Raw genomic sequence first — 23303 nt, 5'->3', positions numbered from 1 at the left:
CCCCTTAGTGCGAAGCCATCTGGGTCGCTGGGGACAGGTCCGCAGCGGCCAGAGATTGGTTGAAGTTTGCAATCAGCGCCTCGGTCGACGGGCTGATGATATCGGTGACAAGCGCCGGGTAGACACCCAGAAGGATGGTCATCACTACCAGCGGCGCAAAGATGAAGCGTTCGCGCGCGGTCATGTCCTTGATGGTTTTGAGGCTGCCCTTGATCAGGTCGCCAAAGGCCACTCGACGATAGAGCCAAAGCGCATAACCCGCCGAGAAGATAACGCCAGTTGCCGCAACGGCAGCCACCCATGTATTTTTCTGGAAGGTGCCCATCAGGGTCAGAAATTCGCCAACGAAGCCAGACGTCCCCGGCAAGCCGACGTTGCCCATAGTGAAGAACATGAACACCAGCGCATAGGCGGGCATGCGAACCACTAGTCCGCCATAGGCATCGATGTCGCGCGTGTGCATCCGGTCGTAGATCACACCAACGCACAGGAACAGCGCCGCTGAGATGAAGCCATGGCTCAGCATCTGGAAGATCGCGCCATCGATACCCTGTTGGTTCGCTGCGAAGATACCCATGGTTACAAAGCCCATGTGCGCAACAGAAGAGTAGGCGATCAGCTTTTTCATGTCTGACTGAACCAGTGCGACAAGCGAGGTATAGACCACCGCAATGGCCGACATCCATAGGATCAGATCGGTCATCACATCAGCGCCAACAGGGAACATCGGCAGAGAGAAGCGCAGGAAACCATAGCCACCCATTTTCAGCAGGATCGCAGCTAGTACGACGGACCCGGCGGTCGGCGCTTGCACGTGGGCATCCGGAAGCCAGGTGTGAACCGGCCACATCGGCATTTTCACTGCAAACGATGCAAAGAACGCCAGGAACAACAGCGTCTGCATTCCGCCGACGACCTGTATGCCCATCAGCTCGAAACCGGAGGCTGAGAAGCTATGCGTCAGCAGCTGTGCGATGTCGGTGGTGCCTGCATCCGTATACATCGCCACCATCGCCACCAGCATCAGAACCGATCCGAAGAAGGTATAGAGGAAGAATTTGAACGATGCGTAGATGCGTTCCTTGCCGCCCCAGATACCAATAATCAGGAACATCGGTATCAGACCCGCTTCAAAGAACAGGTAGAACAGGACAAGATCAAGCGCCATGAATACGCCAAGCATCAGCGTTTCGAGCAGCAGGAACGCGATCATGTATTCCTTAACGCGCGTGCTGACACCCCAGCTGGCCAGAATGGTCAGCGGCATTACAAATGTGGTGAGCATCACGAACAGCACCGAAATGCCGTCGACGCCCATTTTGTACTTCAGGCCAAAAATCCACTCAGCTTCTTCTACGAACTGAAAGCTTGTGTTGGAGGGGTCGAACTGAAAGTAGATGCCAAGGCTGACCAAAAAGGTGACCGTGGTAGCAAAGAGCGCAACAGACTTGGCGTTGCGTTGCGCCGCCTCATCCTCGCCGCGCAGGAACAGGGCCAGAATAGCCGCCGCGAGCGCCGGGATAAAGGTGACAATAGAAAGGAGATTGTCCATCAGTGCGCTCCTCCGCCGATCGACATCCAGGTAACCAAGGCAGCGATGCCCAGCACCATCCAGAAGGCATAAGTGAAGATGTAACCCGACTGTGCGCGACCGGCGAGGCGGGTGAAGAAAGGAATGATGCCCATGGCGATACCATTCAAAGCGCCGTCAATGGTCTTGCCGTCACCGCGCTTCCAGAGGAAGCGGCCGATCATCATGGTCGGTTTGACAAAGACAAAGTCATAGAGCTCATCAAAGTACCATTTGTTCTTGAGGAACAAATACAGAGGCTGCTGCGACTTTGCCAAACGGCCCGGCAGGCTCGGGTTTACGATATAGAATAGGATAGCAAGCCCAAGACCAAGCAGCATGGCAATGAATGGCGATACTTTCACCCATTTCGGAGCGGCATGTGCATCGTCCAATACCGTATTTTCGGGACCAAAATACAAAGCCCCTTCGCCCGGCTTACCTGCAAAGACATAGTGGTGTTCACCATGGTCCGCATCACCGTGAGACGCATCCGATGTTTCGCCATGGCTTTCGTCGCTACCATGACCCGCATCAGCTTCTTCGCCATGAGCAGTTGCCGAAGCCTCTGCGACTGGGATGCCATAGAATTTGCCGACCTTGTCGGTGTGACCGAAAAAGCTATTGTACCACAGCATACCTGAAAAGACCGCACCCAGCGCCAGAACGCCGAGCGGGATCAGCATGACCATCGGGCTTTCATGTGCGTGATCATGGGTGTGCTTGTCGCCACGTGGCTTTCCGTAGAAGGTCAGGAAAATCAAGCGCCAGCTATAGAAGGATGTCATCGCTGCTGCGACCACCAGCAACCAGAAGCCATAGGAGGACCCACCCGCATAGGCGCTTTCGATGATCGCATCCTTGGACAGGAAGCCCGCAAAGCCGATGTGAGTAAGCGGAATACCAACACCGGTGATGGCCAGTGTACCGATCATCATCGCAGCAAAGGTATAGGGTATTTTCTTACGCAGACCGCCGTAGTTCGTCATGTCCTGCTCATGGTGCATAGCATGAATAACCGACCCGGCACCGAGGAACAGCATCGCCTTAAAGAAAGCGTGCGTAAACAGGTGGAACATCGCAGCGGAGTACATGCCAACCCCTGCGGCGACGAACATATAGCCGAGCTGCGAACAGGTTGAATAAGCAATCACACGTTTGATGTCGGTTTGAACCAGACCCACTGTGGCTGCAAAGAACGCGGTGGTGGCACCAAGCACAGTGATAAAGGTTGTCGCCTCTGGCGCGAATTCCATCAGTGGCGACATGCGGCAGACGAGAAATACACCCGCGGTCACCATGGTTGCCGCGTGGATAAGCGCCGACACAGGCGTCGGACCTTCCATCGCATCCGGTAGCCAAGTGTGCAGTACCAACTGAGCCGATTTGCCCATAGCACCGATGAACAACAAAACAGCGATCAAATTCGCCGCGTTCCACTCAGACCACAGGAAGGTCAGCTGTGTTTCGGCCAACTGCGGTACGGCGGCAAAGATGTCATCGAAGTTGACGCTGTCAGTCAGGAAGAACAGTGCAAAGATACCCAGCGCAAAGCCGAAGTCCCCGACACGGTTGACAATGAAGGCTTTCATCGCAGCCGCGTTGGCCGAAGGTTTGCGGTAGTAGAACCCGATCAAAAGATATGAGGCGACGCCAACTCCTTCCCAGCCAAAGAACATCTGAACCAGGTTATCGGACGTCACCAGCATCAGCATGGCAAAGGTAAAGAACGACAGATAGGCAAAGAAGCGGGGCTTGTAGCTCTCGCCGTCTTTCCACTGCGGATCATGCGCCATGTAGCCAAAGGAATAGAGATGCACCAGCGAGGATACTGTGGTCACAACGATCAGCATGATCGCGGTCATCCGATCCAGGCGGATCGTCCAGGCTGTCGACAAGGATCCGCTTTCAATCCAGCGCATGATCTCGATTGACTGGGTCACCCCGTCAAAGCTGAGGAAGACGATCCAGGATAAAAGTGCTGACAGGAACAAAAGCCCTGTAGCCGTCCAGGTAGCTGCGGTCTCGCCGATGAACTTCCAGCCAAAGCCACAGATGATGGCCCCGACCAGAGGGGCAAAGAGAAGGATGGTTTCCATGACGCTTTAGCCCTTCATCACGTTGATGTCTTCCACGGCGATCGTGCCGCGGTTACGGAAGAAGCAAACCAGGATCGCAAGGCCGATGGCAGCCTCAGCGGCGGCCACGGTCAGTACGAACAGCGTAAAGACCTGTCCAACCAGATCCCCAAGAAAGCTGGAGAATGCCACAAGGTTTATATTCACTGCCAGAAGCATCAATTCGATGCTCATTAGCAGGATAATAACGTTCTTACGGTTCAGGAAGAGCCCGAAGATGCCGATGACGAACAATGTCGCCGCGACGGTTAGATAATGCTCGAGTGTGATCATCGTCTCAAAGCCCCTGCCCCGGTTTCACATCCTTGAGTTCCATGGCCTTTGCCGGGTCGCGCATCATCTGGGCGACGACGTCCTGACGTTTCACATCCGTACGATGGCGCAGTGTCAGCACGATCGCGCCGATCATTGCAACCAGAAGGATCAGTGCCGAGAGTTGGAACAGAAGGAAGTATTGATCATAAATGATGAGGCCAAGTGCCTCGGTGTTATGTTGGTCGGTCGGGATCGGCTGTGCCAGCTGCGTAGCTGCCGCCGGAGCAGTTTCCCAAGCACCGTAGGCCATGACGAACTGCATTAGGATAACAAGACCGATAAGCAAAGCCAGCGGCATATAGCGCGCCATCTCAGCCTTCAACTCGGCAAAGTCCACATCCAGCATCATCACCACAAAGAGGAACAACACAGCGACAGCGCCGACATAGACAATGACCAGCAACATAGCGACGAATTCCGCCCCGAGCAGAACAAACAAGCCCGCCGACGAAATGAACGACAAGATCAGCCACAGGACCGAGTGCACCGGCTGACGGCTAATCACCGTGAACAGCCCGCCGGTGATGGCGCTGATGGCAAAGAGGTAAAAGGCAAAAACGCTCATGTTTCATCGTCCCCTTTGGTGTCCAGAACCCCTTGCGCCAGCTCCAGCGCGCGGGTCATGGCCGGGATGCCGGCAAATACCGACATCTGTCCGATCGTTTCAACGATCTCTTGTTTCTTTGCACCCGCTTCGAGAGCGTGGCGCACGGTCTGGCGCACGGCTGAATCCGCCTGTGCCCCCTGCATTGTCAGCCCCGCCAGCGTCAAGAGAAGACGGGTTTTGGCATCCAGCCCGCCCTTATTGACAGTATTGCCGAACATCATCTCCATGACATCCTTCGGCATGGTCGGCCACAGCGCTTCAAAATCCTTGAACGCACCGGTCGGAGAAAAATTCTCCAACGCGGGGTTCAGGGCTTTGGCCATGTCCTGAGCCTGTGCCATCATGGCTTCAAAAGGGTTTTTGGCTTCGCTCATCGGTAAGGCGCATCCATTTCAAGGTTGCGCGCAATCTCAGCTTCCCAGCGTTCACCGTTGGAGAGCAGCTTGTCTTTGTCATAGAACAGCTCCTCGCGGGTTTCGGTAGCGAACTCAAAGTTCGGGCCTTCAACGATGGCATCTACCGGGCAGGCTTCCTGACAGAACCCACAGTAGATGCATTTGGTCATATCAATGTCGTAGCGCGTGGTGCGACGGCTACCATCTTCGCGGGGTTCCGCATCGATCGTGATCGCCTGCGCCGGGCAGACCGCTTCGCAGAGTTTGCAAGCAATGCAACGTTCTTCCCCGTTGGGATAGCGACGCAACGCGTGCTCACCACGGAAACGAGGCGACAACGGCCCCTTTTCATGCGGATAGTTCAATGTCGCCTTGGGAGCGAAGAAGTACTTTAGCCCCAGCTTGAAACCGACCCAGAAGTCTTGCAGCAGAAAGTACTTGGCGGCTCGGGTATAGTCGATGTTTGCCATTGATCAGCCTCCCACGGTCCAACGGGCAAAGATGCCCCAGAACCAGTCAAATTTTGCAGCAAAGGATACGAAGACAACCCAAGCCAGTGAGAACGGCAGGAAGACTTTCCAACCCAGACGCATCAGCTGATCATAGCGGTAACGCGGGGTAATCGCCTTCACCATTGCAAAGAGGAAGAAGAAGAACGCCATCTTTGCGATCATCCATAAGACGCCATCAGGCAAAGCAGGGATCGGGGACAACCAACCACCAAAGAACAGGAGCGATGTCAGCGCGCACATCAGGAAGATGGCGATGTATTCACCCGCCATAAACAACAGGAATGGTGTGGCCGAATATTCAACCTGATAGCCCGCAACAAGTTCAGATTCAGCTTCCGGCAAGTCAAAGGGTGGACGGTTAGTTTCCGCCAGTGCCGAAATAAAGAACAGGAACACCATCGGGAAATGCGGGATCCAGTACCAATTCAGCAGGCCCAGATCTCCGTCCTGCGCCCGGACGATATCGCCAAAGTTCATCGATCCCGTCGAGATAATGACACCGACAATGATCAAACCGATCGAGACCTCGTAGGAGATCATCTGCGCCGCAGATCGCAAGCTGCCCAGGAACGGATATTTTGAGTTCGACGCCCATCCGCCCATGATCACGCCGTAGACCTCAAGCGACGAGACCGCAAAGACATAGAGAATAGCGACATTGATGTCCGACAGAACCCAACCGTCGTTGAGAGGGATCACCGCCCAGGCGATCATCGCCAGAACAAAACTGGTGAGCGGCGCCAGAATGAATACCGTGCGGTCAGAACCCGCCGGGATCACCACTTCTTTTACAACGTATTTGAGTGCATCCGCGACCGTCTGTAACAGGCCGAAGGCGCCCACAACATTGGGGCCTCGACGCATCTGGACCGCAGCCCAGATTTTGCGGTCCCCGTAGACGAGGAAAAGAAGCGAAATCATGACAAAGGCAACAACTGCAAGCACTTGCGCCAGGATCAGTACAGCAATGCCGCCTGGGGTGTTAAAGAATTCAGCCATAGGTCCTCACACCGTGGGTATTCCGTTAGCCTCGCAATCCGCGACCACGACTTCGGCGTCGATGGTGCGCAGTCCGCGCGGGAGGGAAGGCGAGATGGTGTAGACAGCATCTGCCGTCTGAACGCCACCCTCTTGTTTCATTTTTGTGCGCACATGACGTGCAAATCCATAACCGCGGATCAGCGCATATTGCGCCGCTGCGCATTCAGCGTAATTGTCCAAATCGGCGCTATTTCGTGCGCCGGTCATTGCAACGTGGAACTGCACCAAATCCCCGTCCAGAAGACTGGTTTTGACGCCTTTGTAGTCGGGGTCAAACGCCGTCCCTGAGCCCTGCGGAGCCTGCACACAGGCTGCCAGCAGCAGAGGCGATATGATGCCCACCCGGATCACTCCGCCGCGATCTTCTCAGAGCCGCGCGCTTTTGCACCAGCCGACAGCTCCGCCATCAACTGCGACGACCGTGCAATTGGGTTGGTCAGGTAGAAATCCTTCACCGCAGGCAAGAAAGCAGCCTTGCCCATCCGCTCAAGCTCCAGCGCCTCGCCTTCGTTCTCGATCACCTCGTCAATACGCGCCAGATGCGGAACGGCGGCGATCAGCGCGGTACGCAGCTGCGCCAGCGAGTCATAGGCAAGCTTTGCGCCCAGCTCTGCACTCAACGCTCGTAAGATCGCCCAGTTTTCTTTGGCCTCACCTGGTGCAAAGCTAGCCCGCATCGCAAGTTGTGGCCGACCTTCGGTATTCACAAAAAGGCCGTTTTCCTCGGTGTATGCAGCACCCGGCAGGATGATGTCGGCGCGATGTGCACCGCGATCGCCGTGACTGCCTTGGTAGATAACAAAGGCACCACCGTCGATCTCAACCTCATCAGCGCCCAGGTTGTAGATCACCTCAGCACCATCGATGGCCGCTTCAACGCCACCTTCGGTAACCGCGTTCACATCCATCGCACCAACACGGCCCGCAGCAGTGTGCAAGACCAGTAGTTTGCTTTCTGTCAGCGTCGCGTATTTCTGAGCATGAGCCAGCACCGCAAGGCCATCTGCCTCGCGCAGGGCGCCCTGCCCGACGATGATCAACGTATCCTTGCCAATCGCCCCGCCCGTCTCGCCATTAACCAGCGCCTCAAGGGCGGCACGGTCGGTGCCGAGGTGTGCATAGTCAAAAGTCAGATCAACCGGTTGCCCGATCAAGCCGATGTTGGCACCATTGATCCAGGCCTTGCGAAGGCGCGCGTTCAACACGGGTGCCTCGTTACGAGGATCCGCACCAATCAACATAATGGCCTTTGCGCTATCGATATCCTCGATAGCGCCGGTTCCTACGTAGGCCGCGCGATTGCCAATCGGCAAGCGTGCCTTATCGGTGCGACACTCAACGGTCCCGCCCTGCCCTTCGACCAGTTGCTTGAGCGCGAAAACGGCTTCGACTGAGGCCAGATCTCCAACCAGACCTGCTACCTTCTTACCCTTAATTGCGGTAGCCGCGGCCTCCAGCGCCTCTGGCCATGTGGCAGGTTTTAGTTTGCCATCAACACGGACATATGGACGATCAAGACGCTGACGCCGCAACCCATCCCAGACGAAACGTGTCTTGTCAGAAATCCATTCCTCATTAACGCCATCATGGTTGCGCGGAAGGATCCGCATCACTTCACGACCTTTGGTATCGACACGAATGTTGGCACCGAGCGCATCCATCACATCAATGGTCTCAGTCTTAGTCAGTTCCCAAGGACGTGCGGTAAAGGCATATGGCTTCGATGTCAGCGCGCCAACCGGGCAGAGATCGATGATGTTCCCCTGAAGATTGGAATCCAGCGTCTCGTTTAGATAAGATGTGATTTCGCTGTCTTCACCGCGGCCGGTTTGGCCCATCTGGGTGATACCGGCGACCTCGGTCGTAAATCGCACACAGCGTGTGCAGGAAATACACCGGGTCATCGCGGTACCAACCAGTGGCCCCAGATCCAGATCATCAACGGCACGTTTGCCTTCGCGGAAACGAGAGAAATCGACACCATAGGCCATGGCCTGATCTTGCAGATCACATTCTCCACCCTGATCGCAGATCGGGCAATCTAGCGGATGGTTGATCAGAAGAAATTCCATCACCCCTTCGCGGGCCTTTTTGACCATCGGAGAGTTGGTCTTGACCTGTGGTGCCTGACCCTCCGGACCCGGACGCAAATCCCGCACCTGCATCGCGCAAGAGGCTGCCGGCTTCGGAGGACCGCCAACAACTTCCACAAGGCACATGCGGCAGTTGCCAGCGATGGATAGGCGCTCATGATAACAAAACCGGGGAATTTCCACCCCGGCCTCTTCGCAGGCCTGGATCAGGGTCATTGCCCCATCCACCTCAATCTCGGTTCCGTCAATGTTGATCTTGCGGAGGTCAGACATGGTCTATTTCGCCCTCAATAAAACGCCGATCGCGCTGTTTTTCTTAATTTCTGCACGACCAAACGTACAGAATGTTTCCGTTTTCTCGTAAGAGACCCCGTTCTGCGCCAGGAACCGTTCGCCCTTTGCCCGCATCCGGGTTTTTTCCTTATCCGAACCGATGTAGGCGCGGATTTCAGTATCTGTGTAGCCCAATCCGTTTGCACGTGCGCGCAGGCGGCGTAACTCGGTCAGGCCTTTCAAGTAGCGCGCAGAAATACTGTCGCAGTGATCTGACACTTCCTTGGCTAATGCGACCGCAAACAAAGGATCTTCGATCTCTTTCACGTCGCGCAAAGACGGTTTCGCCGTTGCCATCGTTGGCAACAACAACAAGCAAGTGGCACAGGTGACAATCAGGTTTCGCATGGTTGAACATTCCTTTGAAGAAGAATGCGCAGCACGTGCGGAAACGCCAGCGTTATGCAATAACACCGGCACAAGCGCTATCAGCGCTGCCGTGGGATGTGTCACGCCTATACTCACGGAGTGCAGGTTCCGCCATAGACCGCGGTATCATTATCCAGCGGAACTGCGATATCTGCATCAAGCGGATTAACCTGCCAATCAATGCGGGACGAGCCGAAATTCTCGATGCAATACCGGGTTCCTTCGTGGTGAGCCGCAAGCCGTGCCCCCTCAAGCGAACGAGGAGCCTTGGAGACGGTGACGGTGAAAACCGCGAGTGTCTCTTTTTTGTTCACAGCCTTGGATTTGCTCTTGAACGGCACGCCTGCATAGGTCGGGCGATCATTGACGATCCCTTCACAGCCCGCCAGCAACCCGCCGCAAAGGGCAAGCACTGTCATTATCTTGGTCACACCCGTGATCATCCGCTGCTCCCCCCGACCTTATTCGGCAGCCATGGCGCCCATGCGCCCGGACTTTTGTGCTTTGATACGGTCTTCAATTTCCTCACGAAAGTTTCGGATCAGACCCTGAATCGGCCAGGCTGCAGCATCACCGAGCGCACAGATCGTATGGCCTTCGACCTGCTTTGTAACGTCCCAAAGCATATCGATTTCTTCCAGCTCTGCTTCGCCTTTCACTAGACGATCCATCACACGCATCATCCAGCCGGTTCCTTCACGGCAGGGCGTACACTGCCCACAGCTTTCGTGCTTGTAGAACTTCGACAAGCGCCAGATGGCTTTGATGATGTCGGTCTGTTTGTCCATTACGATAACAGCCGCGGTGCCAAGCCCCGACCCCAGCTCACCGCGCAGGTAGTCGAAATCCATGACCGCGTCTTTCATCTTCTCGCCGCGGACACATGGAACCGAGGAACCGCCGGGAATAACCGCCAGCAGGTTGTCCCAACCGCCGCGAATGCCGCCGCAATGCTTCTCAATCAGTTCCTCAAAGGAAATGGACATCGCTTCTTCGACAACACAGGGGTTGTTGACGTGACCAGAGATTGCAAACAGTTTGGTGCCCGCATTGTTCGCACGACCAAAGCCTGCAAACCAGTCCGGACCACGTCGCAGGATTGTCGGCACCACAGCAATGGATTCGACGTTGTTCACCGTCGTCGGGCAGCCATAGAGCCCTGCACCCGCAGGGAACGGCGGCTTCATCCGCGGCATCCCCTTCTTACCCTCAAGGCTTTCGATCAAGGCAGTTTCTTCGCCGCAGATGTAGGCACCGGCCCCATGGTGTAGGAAGACATCAAAGTCCCAACCAGAACCGGCAGCGTTGCGGCCCAGCAGGCCTTGATCGTAGCATTCATCGATAGCAGCCTGCAGCGCCTCGCGTTCGCGAATATATTCGCCGCGCAAGTAGATGTAGCAGGTATGCGCATTCATCGCGAAGGACGCGATCAGCGCACCTTCGATCAACGTGTGAGGATCATGACGCATGATCTCGCGGTCTTTACATGTACCCGGCTCGGATTCATCCGCGTTGATGACCAGATAAGACGGACGCCCATCACTCTCCTTGGGCATAAAGGACCATTTGAGGCCAGTCGGGAACCCCGCGCCACCGCGTCCGCGCAGGCCGGAATCCTTCATGTTCTGAATGATCCAGTCCCGCCCTTTTTCGATGATGCCCGCAGTACCATCCCAGTGGCCCCGCTGTTTTGCGCCTGCCAATGTGCGCTCATGCATCCCGTAAAGGTTGGTAAAGATCCGGTCCTGGTCCTTCAGCATGTCTGCCTACCTTTGGCTGTCCTGGCGCATCCGCCAGAGTTGAAAAATGTTGACCACTGCATATATGAAACCGGCGAGAGCCGCGAAATCAAACAGCAGAGCATAGCGTCCAGCCAACCCCAGTGCGGGGCCAATGAACAGAGACATCGCCAGCCAGCAAAGCATGGTCGCGGCAATCACCAATGCGATGTGCCGCCCCTTTGCTGCCAGTGCTTTGTCGCGCTCTACGCTCATGTGGTCCTATATTTTAGCCCCCGCCCCTAAAGGGCCGACGCGGTTATTGTGGTGTCAGTCTTTTTTGTAGCGGTCGTCGGCTTTGGCTTTTTTGGCGAAATCCGTCTCTTCGCCAGCAGCCAGTTTACGTGCCTGTTCGATCCAGCCATCGCGGACGATGCGCCCTTTGAATTTCAATCTGCTGTCAACCCAAGCAACCTGTTCGTCGGTCCAGACTGCAATCTGGTCAAAGTGGAAGAAACCCAAATCGTTCAGGGTCTGCTCCAACTTGGGGCCAACGCCTTTCAGCATCTTAAGATCATCCGCCTTGCCGCCACGGGCAGCGGTCAAAGTTTCAGGCTTGTCCTCAACCGGCTCTGCGGCTTCAACCCCAGAGGCTTTAGCTGAGGAAGCCTCATCAACACTGCTCTTTTTGGGAGCAGCTTTCTTAGGGCTATCACTTTTTTTCTTAGGCGCATCGCTCTTGGCAGCTTTGGCCGCCTCGGCTTGTTTCGCCGCAGGCTGCGGTGTTTTCGGCGCAGGCGGTGGGCTGTCAGCACTATCCCGCCCGGCAACCTTGCCATCCTTGCCGATCCACAGTGTCAGAAGAGGCACTTCGGTCCCGTCAATACGTTTCACTGTGTCGCCAATATCAGAGGCAAGCTGTACTGATGCATTGTACTGTGCCTTGCCGCTTTCATATTCAGTCAGTGAGGTCAGACCAGATTTCGGCTCTGCAGCGTAACGGCCGTTTTGCGGACCTGGCAGAGGCACTTGGCCAGCAGACAGATCATCCAGCAATTTGGCGAACCCCTCAGCAGTCAGATCTTCGTAGTAATCTTTGCCGATCTGAGCCATGGGCGCGTTGGTACACGCACCAAGGCACTCCACCTCTTCCCATGTGAACTTCCCATCTGCTGAAAGAGTGAAGGGCTTATTGGCGATCTTTTCCTGACAGACAGAAATCAGATCCTCAGCACCACAAATCATGCAGGAGGTCGTGCCGCAAATCTGAACATGCGCTATGGATCCAGTCGGTTGCAACTGAAACATGAAGTAGAAAGACGCAACCTCGAGGGCGCGGATATACGCCATACCGAGCATATCAGCGACGTATTCAATGGCAGGCTTTGTCAACCAGCCTTCTTGCTCCTGTGCGCGCCACAAAAGTGGGATAATAGCGCTGGCCTGGCGGCCATCAGGGAACTTGGTGATCTGCGCGTCCGCCCATTTCTGGTTGTCGGACGTAAACGCAAAACTATCGGGTTGTTCGGAATGCAGACGACGAAGCATTAGCGGTCAATCTCTCCAAATACGACATCCATGGTACCAATGATGGCAGCGACGTCAGCGAGTTGGTGGCCCTTGGCCACATAATCCATGGCTTGCAGATGCAAGAAGCCCGGCGCACGCAGTTTGGCACGATAAGGTTTGTTGGAACCATCCGCGACCAGATAAACTCCGAACTCTCCTTTTGGCGCTTCGACAGCGGCATAGACCTCACCGGCAGGAACATGGAAGCCTTCAGTGTAGAGCTTGAAATGGTGGATAAGGCTCTCCATCGAGGTTTTCATGTCGCCACGCTTGGGCGGCGACAGCTTACCACGAGCCAGGATATCACCGGGCGCTTCGCGCAGCTTGCCAATACACTGACGAATGATCGACAACGACTGGCGCATCTCTTCCATGCGGACAAGGTAGCGATCATAGCAATCGCCATTCTTTCCAACCGGGATCTGAAAGTCGAATTCATCATAGCATTCATAGGGCTGCGCGCGACGCAGATCCCACGCTAGGCCCGAACCACGGACCATAACGCCGGAGAACCCGTAGTTCAGGATATCCTCTTCGGTCACGACGCCGATGTCAGCATTCCGCTGCTTGAAGATGCGGTTTTCGGTCAACAGTCCGTCGATGTCATCCATCACCGCAGGGAAGGTGTGCGTCCAGGCTTCGATATCATCGACCAGCGCATCAGGGAGATCCTGATGAACACCGCCGGGGCGAAAGTACGCAGCGTGAAGCCGGGCTCCGCAGGCGCGCTCATAGAAGATCATCAGCTTTTCGCGCTCTTCAAACCCCCACAGTGGCGGGGTCAGTGCACCGACATCCATCGCCTGTGTGGTCACGTTCAGGAGGTGGTTCAGGATCCGGCCAATCTCGGAGTATAGAACACGGATCAGCGAGGCACGGCGCGGCACCTCGACACCCGTCAGCTTTTCAATTGCCAGACACCAGGCATGTTCCTGATTCATCGGCGCCACATAATCGAGGCGGTCGAAATACGGCAGGTTCTGCAGGTATGTGCGGCTTTCCATCAGCTTTTCAGTGCCACGATGGAGTAAGCCGATGTGCGGATCACATCGTTCTACGATTTCGCCATCAAGCTCTAGCACCAAACGCAAAACACCGTGTGCAGCAGGGTGTTGCGGGCCAAAGTTGATGTTGAAATTACGGATTTTCTGTTCACCTGTCAGGGCGTCGTCCATTTTGGAGCCGTCCATCATTTCGCCCCCTCTTTTTCGTCGCCAGGGAGGATGTACTCTGCTCCTTCCCATGGGCTCATGAAGTCAAACTGACGATATTCCTGCACCAAGCTAACCGGTTCGTAGACAACACGCTTTTGCGCCTCATCGTAACGGACCTCGGTATAGCCACTTGTCGGGAAATCCTTGCGCAGCGGATAGCCGCGGAAACCGTAGTCCGTCAGGATCCGGCGCAAATCAGGGTGACCTGTGAACAGGATGCCGAACATGTCGAACACCTCACGCTCAAACCAATTCGAGGAGGGATGTATCGCGACAATCGACGGCAGCATCTCGTCTTCGCGGATCGATACGCGCAGGCGGATCCGTTGGTTCTGATACATCGACAGGAAATGATAGACCACATCGAACCGTTTCGGACGATCCGGGTAGTCTACAGCCGTAATATCAACCAGAGACGAGAATTTACACGCCGCATCTGATTTCAAAAAATCAACAAATCCGGCCAGGTTTGACGGGGTAACATCGACGTTGAGCTCATCAAAAGCAACATCCCAGCCGATTACGCAGTCAGGGCGCTTTGCAGCGATCTGGGTGCCAAGCTCGTTCAGTGCTTCAGTCATATTTGTCTCTCCAACCAAAGCCACTTAGCGCACAAGCGTGCCGGTGCGGCGAATTTTGCGCTGCAATTGCATCAGACCATACAGCAACGCCTCTGCCGTCGGCGGGCAGCCCGGCACGTAGACGTCAACCGGTACAACCCTGTCGCAGCCTCGGACCACAGAATAGCTATAGTGGTAGTAGCCACCGCCATTGGCACAAGACCCCATGGAAATCACATAGCGCGGTTCGGGCATCTGGTCGTAGACCTTACGCAGAGCGGGCGCCATCTTGTTGGTCAGTGTGCCTGCAACGATCATCACATCCGACTGGCGCGGAGACGCCCGCGGCGCGATACCGAAACGCTCTGCATCATAGCGCGGCATAGAGGTGTGCATCATCTCAACCGCACAACAAGCCAGACCGAAGGTCATCCAGTGCAGAGACCCGGTGCGGGCCCAGTTGATAATGTCTTCTGCAGAGGTGAGCAGGAAGCCTTTGTCCTGCAACTCCGCATTAAGGGCCTGGGTGACGACTTCCTTGTCGACGCCAGCCGTATTGGCTCCGGTCATCACTCCCATTCCAGGGCCCCTTTCTTCCACTCATAGGCAAAACCAATGGTCAGCACAGCGAGAAACACCATCATCGACCAGAAGCCCGCATCGCTCATGTCCTTGAAACCGACCGCCCAAGGAAACAAAAATGCAATTTCCAAATCAAAAATGATGAACAGAATCGACACCAGGTAAAACCTGACATCAAATTTCATCCGTGCGTCGTCGAATGCGTTAAATCCGCATTCATAAGCGCTGACCTTTTCAGGGTCCGGATTGCGGACGGCCAGCACAACTGCCGCCAAAATAAGAACAATTCCAAGCCCGACCGCTACGGCCAGAAACACCAGAATCGGGAGGTATTCCCGCAACATCTCTTCCACGAGTGGCTCCTTTCCGTGCGCGCGGATTTCTGCGCGCCGTCAATTGGCGTGTTGACTTGGCCTGTGTCTACTCCGCTGCCCCCTCACCGTCAACCAACGCATCGTTAATGGCTAAACCTTCTGTTACCTGCGCAGCAGATCAACATCACAGACGGTAAACCCTATTGTTTTCATAGGATAAGGCGCGCCTGGCAAAAGGCACGCCTTAGTGAAAGAAAACCGGCATTTTTGACGGAGTTATCGCTGCCAGCTCGGCTTTTCCTTAGCAAAAAACGCCGCAATGCCCTCCGGCGCCTCGTTCCCCTCCCAACGACTGATCAAGGCGGCGATGGTATGATCAATCACTGCGTCGTCGATTTTGGGCCCTAAACTCCGCGCCAACGCCTTCGCCGCGGCCACTGCTTCGGGCGCGCAACTAAGATAAGGGGTCACTTCAGCCTCGATTGCGGCGTCCAAATCTGCGGCAGGTACAACCCGCGCAAGAATCCCCAGATCGACCGCCTCGGCGGCGTCAAACAGACGCGACGACATAAACACCCGCCGTGCGCGCGCCTCGCCCATGCGCGCAACAACATAGGGGCCAATAGTAGCTGGGATCAGACCAAGCCGGGTTTCGGTCAAACCCATCTTGATATGATCCGCTCCAATCGCGACATCGCAGACCGAAGCCATCCCCACACCGCCACCAAAAGCATTGCCCTGAATGGCGCCGATGACTGGCTGCGGCAATGTATTGATGGCCATCAGCATTTCCGCCAACACCCGCGCCTCTCGTGCGCGGGTAACAGCATCGGCATCCATCTGCGCCTGCATCCAGGTCAGATCACCACCGGCGCAAAAGCTTTTACCAGCCCCCTTCAGAACAACCACACGTACAGTCTGGTCATCTGCGAGCACCGCCACAGCTGCCTTCAGCTCCTGCAGCATCTCACCGGACATGGCGTTGTGCTTTGCCGGACGGTTCAGGGTCAGTGTTGCTACGCCCCGGTCGTCGGTCGTCAGCGTGATGGTATTATACATGTCGGTCTTTCTGAATATCTTGCTCGCAGCGCGCCATCGGCCGACTACGGTATTGGTTCTGTTCCATGAGCCTTCAGGTATCACCGCTGCGCATCGCACGGGCCATATCGGCCGCATCTTTCAGAACGATGCTATCCAACCCCGTGTCATAACCAAGCCGCGTTAGGTGCTCGTGCACAGCTTCAGTTGCCACATTGCCAGCAGAGCCAGGCGCATAGGGGCACCCCCCTAACCCGCCAACCGCTGCGTCGAACACCCGCACGCCAAGCGACAGTGAAGCATCGATATTGTCAATCGCGCGGCCAGCTGTATCATGATAGTGACCCGCAAGGCGGCTCACAGGCACGCGATCGCGCACTGCCAAAAGCATTCGGGCAATCGAATCCGGGGTGGACTGACCGGTGGTATCACCAAGCGAGATTTCGTAGCACCCCATCGAAAACAACCGATCCGCAAGGGCAGCGACAGCATCCGGGTCTGTAGGGCCATCAAACGGGCACTCTGTCACACACGAGATATAGCCCCGCACTGGCATATCGATATGGCGTGCGGCTTCGATAATCGGCGTGAAACGCTCAATTGATTCCGCGACGCTGGCATTGATATTTGCCTTGGAGAAACCTTCCGAAGCGGAGGCAAAAATCGCGATTTCATCCGCTTTGGCTGTCAGAGCATCTTCGTAGCCCCGCATATTGGGCGTCAGTGCGGCATAGCGGATATTGCTGTCGCGGTTGATCCCATCTAACACGGCACCCGATCCCGCCATCTGAGGCACCCATTTGGGCGATACGAAGCTCGCCACTTCGATCCGACGAAACCCGGCACTGGTCAGGCGGTCGATCAACGCAATCTTTTCGGCGACAGGAATGTCGCGCTTCTCATTCTGCAATCCGTCCCGCGGACCAACTTCGAAAATTTCTACGCGTTCGCTCATGGCGCACCCCTCCCAAGGATATCCTGACACATCAGTCAAACCGCAATTGTTGCTGCGGTGGCAGATTCGGGCGGCCGCAAATAGGACCGCCCGACCTTATATCTGTTCAGCTTTCCGCCTCTTCCAGGCGAACCAGCGCAGCGCCTGCTTCGACCTGATCACCTGCCGCAGCCAACACCTCGGCCACCACGCCATCGCGGGCCGCCAAGAGAGAGTGTTCCATTTTCATCGCCTCAAGGATAGCCAGTCTGTCACCTTCTTTGACCTTTGCACCTGCATCGGCAAAGACCGCCTTAACCAGACCAGGCATGGGCGCTTCGATCACATTGGTATCGCCCCCGGCAGAGCCAGCCCGATCCAAGGGGTCAATCTGATCGAAGATCCGGCTTGCACCGCCAAAGACAGTCAGTCGGTTCCCGGCGCTTGCCACATTGGGCAAAACGCGACCATCCAGCCGCCAGACAGTTCCGTCGAACCGCACCTCATGCGAACTGTCGCCCAACTGCCAATGCTGTGCATGCGGCCCCAAAACCTTGACCCAGATATCAAGGATATACTCCCCATGGCTCAGTTGCACAGCTCGGAGCAAAGGTGCCCAAAGCGTAAATCCGCTATCCTCACTGGGGTTGGACAAATTCAGCGCCGATTGTGCAGCAGCGATCCATTGCACCGCATCAAGATCACCAATCGCTGTCAATACTTCTAGGTCACGTGCGATGAGACCGGTGTCCACCTCACCACGGCCAAACCCCTCATGCGCCGCTAGAGCACCCAGAAACGCAAGGTTAGTCACCGTGCCTGCAACTTCTGTCTGTTCCAATGCACGGCACAATTTCGACAGTGCAACCGCTCGGGTGGATCCATGCACAATCACCTTAGAAATCATCGGATCATACCAAGGGCTGATAGTATCGCCACTTCGCACCCCGCTGTCCGCACGGCATCCATCGGCGAAAGCCAAGTGCGTGAGCGTACCGGTTGCTGGCAAAAAGCCCTTTTGCACGTCTTCCGCATAGAGCCGCGCCTCAAACGCATGGCCCGTTATCGTCAGCTCATCTTGTTGCTTCGGCAGGCTCTCACCTGCTGCCACCCGTAGCTGCCATTCTACCAGATCAACACCCGTAATCAGCTCGGTCACCGGATGTTCCACCTGCAGGCGGGTGTTCATTTCCATAAACCAGAAACCATCGGGACGCAGCCCACCCGATCCGTCCACAATGAACTCAACCGTGCCTGCGCCCTTGTAGCCAATGGCTTCTGCCGCGCGCACGCCGGCCTCACCCATTGCGGCTCTCATCTCGGCCGTCATACCCGGCGCCGGGGCCTCTTCGATCACTTTCTGATGGCGGCGTTGAAGCGAGCAATCACGCTCAAACAAATGCACAGCCTGTGTCCCGTCACCAAAAACCTGCACTTCAATATGACGGGGCTGCTGGATATATTTCTCGATCAGAACATCCGGATTGCCAAACGCGGTCGTGGCCTCGCCCTGCGCACTGGCAAGCGCGTCAGCAAACGCATCTGCAGCTTCGACCAGACGCATGCCCTTGCCGCCGCCACCTGCAACCGCCTTGATCAGCACCGGATATCCGATCTTATCTGCCTCAGCGGTCAGAAAATCTGCGTCCTGATTGCTGCCATGGTACCCCGGCACAACAGGGACACCGGCCTTTTCCATCAATACCTTGGCAGCATCTTTCAAACCCATTTTGCGGATTGCATCCGCTGAGGGGCCGATAAAGCTGAGGCCCGCTGCTTCGACCGCGTCAACAAAGCCCGGGTTTTCTGACAGGAAGCCATAGCCCGGATGAATGGCCTCGGCTTTCACGTCCTGAGCCGCGCGAATGATCACATCGCCCTTCAGGTAGCTATCGGCCGGAGCAGGCCCGCCAATATGTACAGCCTCATCCGCCATAGCGACATGTTTCGAATTGGCATCCGCGTCAGAATAAACTGCCACGGTGCGTACACCCATATCACGCGCAGTTTCTATGACGCGACAGGCGATCTCACCGCGATTGGCAATCAGGATTTTATCAAACATTGGTCGTTCCTTACATCCGAAACACGCCAAAGCGCGTATCCTCAATCGGGGCATTCAGAGCAGCGCTCAGCGACATAGACAGAACATCGCGGGACTTGCGCGGATCAATAACACCGTCATCCCAAAGCCGGGCCGACGCGTATAGCGGGTGGCTCTGTTCCTCGAACATATCGATGGTTGGCTGCTTGAATTCAGCCTCTTCCTCGGCGGACCAATTGCCACCCTGTCGTTCGATTGCATCCCGCTTCACTGTTGCAAGCACGCCCGCGGCCTGTTCTCCACCCATCACCGAGATACGGGAGTTCGGCCAGGTCCACAGAAACCGCGGCTGATATGCACGGCCCGACATGCCATAGTTGCCAGCGCCAAATGACCCGCCGACCAGCATGGTCACTTTTGGTACATTGGTTGTGGCAACCGCTGTCACCATCTTGGCGCCGTGCCGGGCGATGCCTTCGTTTTCGTATTTACGGCCAACCATGAAGCCCGTGATGTTCTGAAGGAAAACCAACGGGATCTTGCGCTGGCTGCACAACTCAACGAAATGCGCACCTTTCTGGGCGGCTTCCGAGAACAGCACTCCGTTGTTGGCAACAATGCCGATGGGGCAGCCTTTGAGGTGGGCAAATCCCGTCACCAGTGTTTCACCGAAACGCGGTTTAAACTCGTCAAACCGCGAGCCGTCGACCAGCCGTGCAATCACCTCGCGAATATCATAAGGCGTGCGCAGATCACCGGGCACGACACCGAGAATTTCTTCAGGGTCGTAGGCGGGCTCCTCGGGGCTTGCCCAGTTCACAGTCAGCGGCCTTGTAATGTTTAGCGACTGCACAGCACGGCGCGCCAATGCCAATGCATGCGCATCGTCCTCAGCCAGATAATCGGCCACACCAGACAGGCGTGTGTGCACATCGCCGCCACCCAGATCTTCGGCACTGACCACCTCACCTGTTGCCGCCTTCACCAACGGAGGCCCCGCAAGAAAGATGGTGCCTTGTTCTTTGACGATGATCGTGACGTCTGACATAGCAGGCACATAGGCGCCACCTGCCGTGCAAGAACCCATAACAACAGCGATCTGAGAGATGCCCTTAGCTGACATCCGCGCTTGGTTGTAAAAGATACGCCCAAAGTGATCGCGGTCAGGGAAAACCTCATCCTGTTGCGGAAGGTTGGCACCACCACTGTCCACCAGATAGATACACGGTAGGCGGTTTTCTTCGGCGATCTCCTGCGCGCGGAGATGTTTTTTCACGGTCATCGGGAAATAGGTGCCGCCTTTAACGGTGGCATCATTGCAGACCACCATGACCTCTTGCCCGTGAACGCGGCCAATCCCCGCAACCACGCCAGCACTCGGCGCGGCGTCACCATACATATTATGCGCAGCGGTGGCCCCGATTTCCAGAAACGGAGAGCCGGGGTCCAGCAGGTTTGCCACCCGCCTGCGCGGCAGCATCTTGCCGCGCGACTCGTGTCGGGCACGGGATTTCTCACCGCCGCCCATGCGCGCAGCCTCTGCCGCCTCGCTGATCTGCGCGAGCGCGTCCAGATGCGCCGCACGGTTCTGTTTGAAGCCTTCGGAAGAAGGCATCGCATTGGATCTGAGTTTCATTTTCCCGGCCTCACTTTCAGATATTTTGTGATATCGATTGGTACCATTTGGGCTTGCGTCGTCATCATTGACGCTAAGAGAACAAACATGGCAGCTGGGTAGTTCACTTCGTGTGTCCAGCTAACACCGCCAGAAGGGCCGACCCCATTCAGCAGACACCTGCCATCCATTGACAAGAATACTGGCTCGATTACTTCCCCGGTGCCCGAAGAAAGAAGCTGTCGAGTATCAACGGAGTCCAAAGAAACACCGATGATCAAAGGCACATGCCTTCCATCTTTTCCGCTAGTTGCTCCGGAAATAATATAAGGTTGAGGCACATATGCAGTCCGGTCGAGGTTCATAACAGAACGAGCCTTTTCGCGTGTGTCCTGAAACTCTCGTAGGGTCATTTTGGTTTTGACTTCGACAGCCAAAATTAGTGCTTCAACCGGAATAACAGAAAGGCCATCGTTGAAAAAGAAAGGGCACGTCGCTTTGGAATAGACAATGAGGTCAAGCTGTCTGGAAAGCTTACCGTGTTGATCAATCACAAATCCAGTGGTGACTCCAAAGGCTTCAGGCAAGTGTTGTTCAAGAACTTTCTTGAAAACCAATTCGACCAGTCGCCCACGCTCGCCATTGTGCTCGACCAAACTCCGAGCAAAGGACATATCTGCTGACAGCTTTTGCTCAAGGAGTTGTTGATAGTTTTCAAAGGGGTTTTGTTCTTCGTTTTTCACTGCATTGCCTCACTTTCCTCCGAAGCCCGCGCCTTCAACTCCTTGCGGATCACCTTGCCGGTCACGGTCATCGGTAGGGCCTCTAAGAACTCCACTTCGCGTGGGTAAGAGTACTTTGCCAGACGAGATTTGACGTAGTCCTGCAGCTCCTTCTCAGAGGCGGTGGCACCGGGTTTCAGCACCACATAGGCCTTCACGATTTCTGTACGCAGCGCGTCGGGTTTGCCCACCACGCCCACCGTCGCCACCGCCGGATGGGTCATCAGGCAATCCTCAATCTCAGCTGGACCGATGCGGTAGCCGGCGGAAGTGATGACATCATCCTCGCGCCCGACAAAGCGCAGATAGTCCCCCTCCCAGATGCCGCGATCCCCGGTAACCAGCCAGTCGCCATGAAATTTTTCAGCCGTCGCGTCGGGGCGGTTCCAGTATTCAAGCATCATCGACGCAGCCCCCCGGCGCACGGCGACGTCACCCTCTCCCTTGGTGGGGAGACCCGCATCGTCCAGCACCTCAACCGTGCATCCCGGAACCGGCCTGCCGATGCAGCCCGGGCGCACCGGAAAATCAGCCCCGCAGGAAGAAACCGTCATGTTGCATTCGGTCTGGCCGTAAAATTCATTGATAGTCACGCCCAGGTGACGCTGGCCCCAGGCGAGCATCTCTGCGCCCAGGGGCTCTCCGCCAGATGCGACCGAGCGCAAACCGTCGAGCCCCTGCCCTGCTGCCTTCAACAGGCGCAATGCGGTCGGGGGGAAAAAGGCGTTGCGAACATCCCCTTGGCGGATGATCTCGGCGCAGGCCTCGGCGGTGAACTTGTCCAACCGCGTGGCAACAACCGGCACGCCCAGCGCTAGGCCCGGCATCAGCACATCAAACAATCCACCGATCCAGGCCCAATCTGCAGGCGTCCAGAGACAATCTCCCGGCTGGCCCAGATGATCATGGCTGATAGCAACACCCGGAAGATGGCCGGACAGAACCCGGTGACCGTGGAGCGCGCCTTTGGCGCTGCCGGTCGTACCGGACGTGTAGATCAAAACCGCAGGCGTTTCCGGCGTCGTATCGGCATAGGGCAGCGGATCTCGGCACGGCGTGGCAGGTTTTGCCAGAATATCACCAACCAGGACCGGCTGCGCCAGATCGCTAAGCTGCTCTGCCCCGGGCTCATCTGTCAGTACCAATGTCAAATCGGCGTCGCCGATGCGGGAGGACAGTGCATCGTGTTGAAATAGCTTGAATAATGGCACCGAGATTGCGCCGATTTTCCAAATAGCCAAATGTGCAACGGCGCAACCGACTGATTGGCTCAGCAAAACCCCGATACGGTCACCGGGACGAACCCGCTCTAGCAATTCCCGCGCCACGGCGTCTACCTGTTGGCGTAACTCTCCAAAGCTTACGTCGCACCGCGATCCAACTGTCAGGTCAATCAGTGCGACCTGTTGATCAGGATGGCTAAGCGCCTGCTCCGCCATGTTCAAGCGGGGTGGGAACTGCCAGCCGCCATCTGCACACAATCCAGGATAGGTGATTTGTTTGCGAGTGTTGCTCATACTCGCCCTTTCGCTATCTGCATGGCGGATATGCAGGATTTCC

Annotated in this window: 24 protein-coding genes; all 24 read right to left on the bottom strand. The window is 56.1% G+C overall.

Annotation, left to right across the window (positions count from 1 at the left end; genetic code table 11):
• Positions 1 to 4: 4 nt before the first annotated feature.
• The gene (locus ACEWZM_RS15440; protein WP_414007281.1) at positions 5 to 1552 is read right to left on the bottom strand and encodes an NADH-quinone oxidoreductase subunit M; all 1548 of its coding nucleotides are present in this window, start codon (positions 1550 to 1552) and stop codon (positions 5 to 7) included.
• On the bottom strand, positions 1552 to 3669 hold the full coding sequence (nuoL, locus tag ACEWZM_RS15435; protein WP_414007280.1) for an NADH-quinone oxidoreductase subunit L: 2118 nt from the start codon (positions 3667 to 3669) through the stop codon (positions 1552 to 1554). Before nuoL ends, ACEWZM_RS15440 begins: the two co-directional genes overlap by 1 nt.
• Before the next feature lie 6 nt (positions 3670 to 3675).
• A complete protein-coding gene (gene nuoK / locus ACEWZM_RS15430; RefSeq protein ID WP_014874166.1) occupies positions 3676 to 3981 on the bottom strand; it encodes an NADH-quinone oxidoreductase subunit NuoK in 306 nt (101 codons plus the stop codon).
• Positions 3982 to 3985: 4 nt separating this feature from the next.
• On the bottom strand, positions 3986 to 4588 hold the full coding sequence (locus ACEWZM_RS15425) for an NADH-quinone oxidoreductase subunit J (protein ID WP_414007279.1): 603 nt from the start codon (positions 4586 to 4588) through the stop codon (positions 3986 to 3988).
• Entirely contained in the window at positions 4585 to 5004 is a 420-nt protein-coding gene (locus tag ACEWZM_RS15420) for a carboxymuconolactone decarboxylase family protein (RefSeq protein WP_414007278.1), read from the bottom strand. The genes ACEWZM_RS15425 and ACEWZM_RS15420 overlap by 4 nt, the downstream gene beginning before the upstream one ends.
• Positions 5001 to 5495 (bottom strand): NADH-quinone oxidoreductase subunit NuoI, encoded by a 495-nt coding sequence (nuoI, locus tag ACEWZM_RS15415; protein WP_414007277.1) that lies wholly within the window; start codon positions 5493 to 5495, stop codon positions 5001 to 5003. The genes ACEWZM_RS15420 and nuoI overlap by 4 nt, the downstream gene beginning before the upstream one ends.
• A gap of 3 nt (positions 5496 to 5498) precedes the next feature.
• Positions 5499 to 6536, bottom strand: coding sequence for an NADH-quinone oxidoreductase subunit NuoH (gene nuoH / locus ACEWZM_RS15410; protein WP_414007276.1), 1038 nt, complete (start codon positions 6534 to 6536; stop codon positions 5499 to 5501).
• Positions 6537 to 6542: 6 nt separating this feature from the next.
• Positions 6543 to 6929 carry a hypothetical protein gene (locus tag ACEWZM_RS15405; RefSeq protein ID WP_414007275.1) on the bottom strand — a complete coding sequence of 129 codons (387 nt, stop codon included), beginning with the start codon at positions 6927 to 6929 and terminating at the stop codon, positions 6543 to 6545.
• Positions 6926 to 8944, bottom strand: coding sequence for an NADH-quinone oxidoreductase subunit NuoG (gene nuoG, locus ACEWZM_RS15400; RefSeq protein ID WP_414007274.1), 2019 nt, complete (start codon positions 8942 to 8944; stop codon positions 6926 to 6928). Before nuoG ends, ACEWZM_RS15405 begins: the two co-directional genes overlap by 4 nt.
• Before the next feature lie 3 nt (positions 8945 to 8947).
• A complete protein-coding gene (locus tag ACEWZM_RS15395; protein WP_414007273.1) occupies positions 8948 to 9352 on the bottom strand; it encodes a DUF5333 domain-containing protein in 405 nt (134 codons plus the stop codon).
• Positions 9353 to 9465: 113 nt separating this feature from the next.
• Positions 9466 to 9816, bottom strand: coding sequence for a hypothetical protein (locus ACEWZM_RS15390; protein ID WP_414007272.1), 351 nt, complete (start codon positions 9814 to 9816; stop codon positions 9466 to 9468).
• 18 nt (positions 9817 to 9834) lie between these two features.
• Entirely contained in the window at positions 9835 to 11133 is a 1299-nt protein-coding gene (gene nuoF, locus ACEWZM_RS15385; RefSeq protein WP_414007271.1) for an NADH-quinone oxidoreductase subunit NuoF, read from the bottom strand.
• 6 nt (positions 11134 to 11139) lie between these two features.
• Positions 11140 to 11367, bottom strand: a complete 228-nt coding sequence (locus ACEWZM_RS15380) for a DUF5337 domain-containing protein (protein WP_414007270.1) — start codon at positions 11365 to 11367, stop codon at positions 11140 to 11142.
• Between the two features lie 54 nt (positions 11368 to 11421).
• Positions 11422 to 12639 carry an NADH-quinone oxidoreductase subunit E gene (locus tag ACEWZM_RS15375; RefSeq protein ID WP_414007269.1) on the bottom strand — a complete coding sequence of 406 codons (1218 nt, stop codon included), beginning with the start codon at positions 12637 to 12639 and terminating at the stop codon, positions 11422 to 11424.
• On the bottom strand, positions 12639 to 13850 hold the full coding sequence (locus ACEWZM_RS15370; protein ID WP_414008053.1) for an NADH-quinone oxidoreductase subunit D: 1212 nt from the start codon (positions 13848 to 13850) through the stop codon (positions 12639 to 12641). Before ACEWZM_RS15370 ends, ACEWZM_RS15375 begins: the two co-directional genes overlap by 1 nt.
• Positions 13850 to 14455, bottom strand: coding sequence for an NADH-quinone oxidoreductase subunit C (locus tag ACEWZM_RS15365; RefSeq protein WP_414007268.1), 606 nt, complete (start codon positions 14453 to 14455; stop codon positions 13850 to 13852). The genes ACEWZM_RS15370 and ACEWZM_RS15365 overlap by 1 nt, the downstream gene beginning before the upstream one ends.
• 24 nt (positions 14456 to 14479) lie before the next feature.
• Positions 14480 to 15013 carry a NuoB/complex I 20 kDa subunit family protein gene (locus ACEWZM_RS15360; RefSeq protein WP_014874152.1) on the bottom strand — a complete coding sequence of 178 codons (534 nt, stop codon included), beginning with the start codon at positions 15011 to 15013 and terminating at the stop codon, positions 14480 to 14482.
• Complete coding sequence (locus tag ACEWZM_RS15355; protein ID WP_014874151.1) at positions 15004 to 15369, bottom strand: NADH-quinone oxidoreductase subunit A; 366 nt, start codon at positions 15367 to 15369, stop codon at positions 15004 to 15006. Before ACEWZM_RS15355 ends, ACEWZM_RS15360 begins: the two co-directional genes overlap by 10 nt.
• Before the next feature lie 237 nt (positions 15370 to 15606).
• Positions 15607 to 16389 (bottom strand): crotonase/enoyl-CoA hydratase family protein, encoded by a 783-nt coding sequence (locus ACEWZM_RS15350; protein WP_414007267.1) that lies wholly within the window; start codon positions 16387 to 16389, stop codon positions 15607 to 15609.
• Positions 16390 to 16462: 73 nt separating this feature from the next.
• Entirely contained in the window at positions 16463 to 17323 is an 861-nt protein-coding gene (locus ACEWZM_RS15345; RefSeq protein ID WP_414007266.1) for a hydroxymethylglutaryl-CoA lyase, read from the bottom strand.
• Between the two features lie 106 nt (positions 17324 to 17429).
• Complete coding sequence (locus ACEWZM_RS15340) at positions 17430 to 19367, bottom strand: acetyl/propionyl/methylcrotonyl-CoA carboxylase subunit alpha (RefSeq protein ID WP_414007265.1); 1938 nt, start codon at positions 19365 to 19367, stop codon at positions 17430 to 17432.
• A 10-nt stretch (positions 19368 to 19377) separates the two neighbouring features.
• A complete protein-coding gene (locus ACEWZM_RS15335; protein WP_414007264.1) occupies positions 19378 to 20982 on the bottom strand; it encodes a carboxyl transferase domain-containing protein in 1605 nt (534 codons plus the stop codon).
• Positions 20979 to 21704: a DUF6602 domain-containing protein gene (locus tag ACEWZM_RS15330; RefSeq protein WP_414007263.1), complete on the bottom strand. Its 726-nt coding sequence runs from the start codon at positions 21702 to 21704 to the stop codon at positions 20979 to 20981. Before ACEWZM_RS15330 ends, ACEWZM_RS15335 begins: the two co-directional genes overlap by 4 nt.
• Positions 21701 to 23260 carry an AMP-binding protein gene (locus tag ACEWZM_RS15325; protein WP_414007262.1) on the bottom strand — a complete coding sequence of 520 codons (1560 nt, stop codon included), beginning with the start codon at positions 23258 to 23260 and terminating at the stop codon, positions 21701 to 21703. Before ACEWZM_RS15325 ends, ACEWZM_RS15330 begins: the two co-directional genes overlap by 4 nt.
• Positions 23261 to 23303 lie beyond the last annotated feature (43 nt).

This window comes from Phaeobacter cretensis, assembly GCF_047372505.1.
GTDB lineage: Bacteria > Pseudomonadota > Alphaproteobacteria > Rhodobacterales > Rhodobacteraceae > Phaeobacter > Phaeobacter cretensis.
The sequence above is the reverse complement of the archived record's forward strand: the minus strand, read 5'-3'. Positions and strand labels throughout refer to the sequence as shown.

Bases quoted from the DNA above. Each gene is read 5' to 3' on its own strand.
- ACEWZM_RS15350 (WP_414007267.1), bottom strand. From the start codon at position 16,389: ATGTATAATACCATCACGCTGACGACCGACGACCGGGGCGTAGCAACA.
- nuoH (WP_414007276.1), bottom strand. From the start codon at position 6,536: ATGGCTGAATTCTTTAACACCCCAGGCGGCATTGCTGTACTGATCCTG.
- ACEWZM_RS15380 (WP_414007270.1), bottom strand. From the start codon at position 11,367: ATGAGCGTAGAGCGCGACAAAGCACTGGCAGCAAAGGGGCGGCACATC.
- ACEWZM_RS15335 (WP_414007264.1), bottom strand. From the start codon at position 20,982: ATGAAACTCAGATCCAATGCGATGCCTTCTTCCGAAGGCTTCAAACAG.
- ACEWZM_RS15395 (WP_414007273.1), bottom strand. From the start codon at position 9,352: ATGCGAAACCTGATTGTCACCTGTGCCACTTGCTTGTTGTTGTTGCCA.
- ACEWZM_RS15325 (WP_414007262.1), bottom strand. From the start codon at position 23,260: ATGAGCAACACTCGCAAACAAATCACCTATCCTGGATTGTGTGCAGAT.
- nuoF (WP_414007271.1), bottom strand. From the start codon at position 11,133: ATGCTGAAGGACCAGGACCGGATCTTTACCAACCTTTACGGGATGCAT.
- ACEWZM_RS15420 (WP_414007278.1), bottom strand. From the start codon at position 5,004: ATGAGCGAAGCCAAAAACCCTTTTGAAGCCATGATGGCACAGGCTCAG.
- ACEWZM_RS15440 (WP_414007281.1), bottom strand. From the start codon at position 1,552: ATGGACAATCTCCTTTCTATTGTCACCTTTATCCCGGCGCTCGCGGCG.
- ACEWZM_RS15345 (WP_414007266.1), bottom strand. From the start codon at position 17,323: ATGAGCGAACGCGTAGAAATTTTCGAAGTTGGTCCGCGGGACGGATTG.
- ACEWZM_RS15365 (WP_414007268.1), bottom strand. From the start codon at position 14,455: ATGACTGAAGCACTGAACGAGCTTGGCACCCAGATCGCTGCAAAGCGC.
- nuoL (WP_414007280.1), bottom strand. From the start codon at position 3,669: ATGGAAACCATCCTTCTCTTTGCCCCTCTGGTCGGGGCCATCATCTGT.
- nuoK (WP_014874166.1), bottom strand. From the start codon at position 3,981: ATGATCACACTCGAGCATTATCTAACCGTCGCGGCGACATTGTTCGTC.
- ACEWZM_RS15340 (WP_414007265.1), bottom strand. From the start codon at position 19,367: ATGTTTGATAAAATCCTGATTGCCAATCGCGGTGAGATCGCCTGTCGC.
- ACEWZM_RS15370 (WP_414008053.1), bottom strand. From the start codon at position 13,850: ATGGACGGCTCCAAAATGGACGACGCCCTGACAGGTGAACAGAAAATC.
- ACEWZM_RS15375 (WP_414007269.1), bottom strand. From the start codon at position 12,639: ATGCTTCGTCGTCTGCATTCCGAACAACCCGATAGTTTTGCGTTTACG.
- nuoG (WP_414007274.1), bottom strand. From the start codon at position 8,944: ATGTCTGACCTCCGCAAGATCAACATTGACGGAACCGAGATTGAGGTG.
- ACEWZM_RS15360 (WP_014874152.1), bottom strand. From the start codon at position 15,013: ATGGGAGTGATGACCGGAGCCAATACGGCTGGCGTCGACAAGGAAGTC.
- ACEWZM_RS15390 (WP_414007272.1), bottom strand. From the start codon at position 9,816: ATGATCACGGGTGTGACCAAGATAATGACAGTGCTTGCCCTTTGCGGC.
- nuoI (WP_414007277.1), bottom strand. From the start codon at position 5,495: ATGGCAAACATCGACTATACCCGAGCCGCCAAGTACTTTCTGCTGCAA.
- ACEWZM_RS15425 (WP_414007279.1), bottom strand. From the start codon at position 4,588: ATGAGCGTTTTTGCCTTTTACCTCTTTGCCATCAGCGCCATCACCGGC.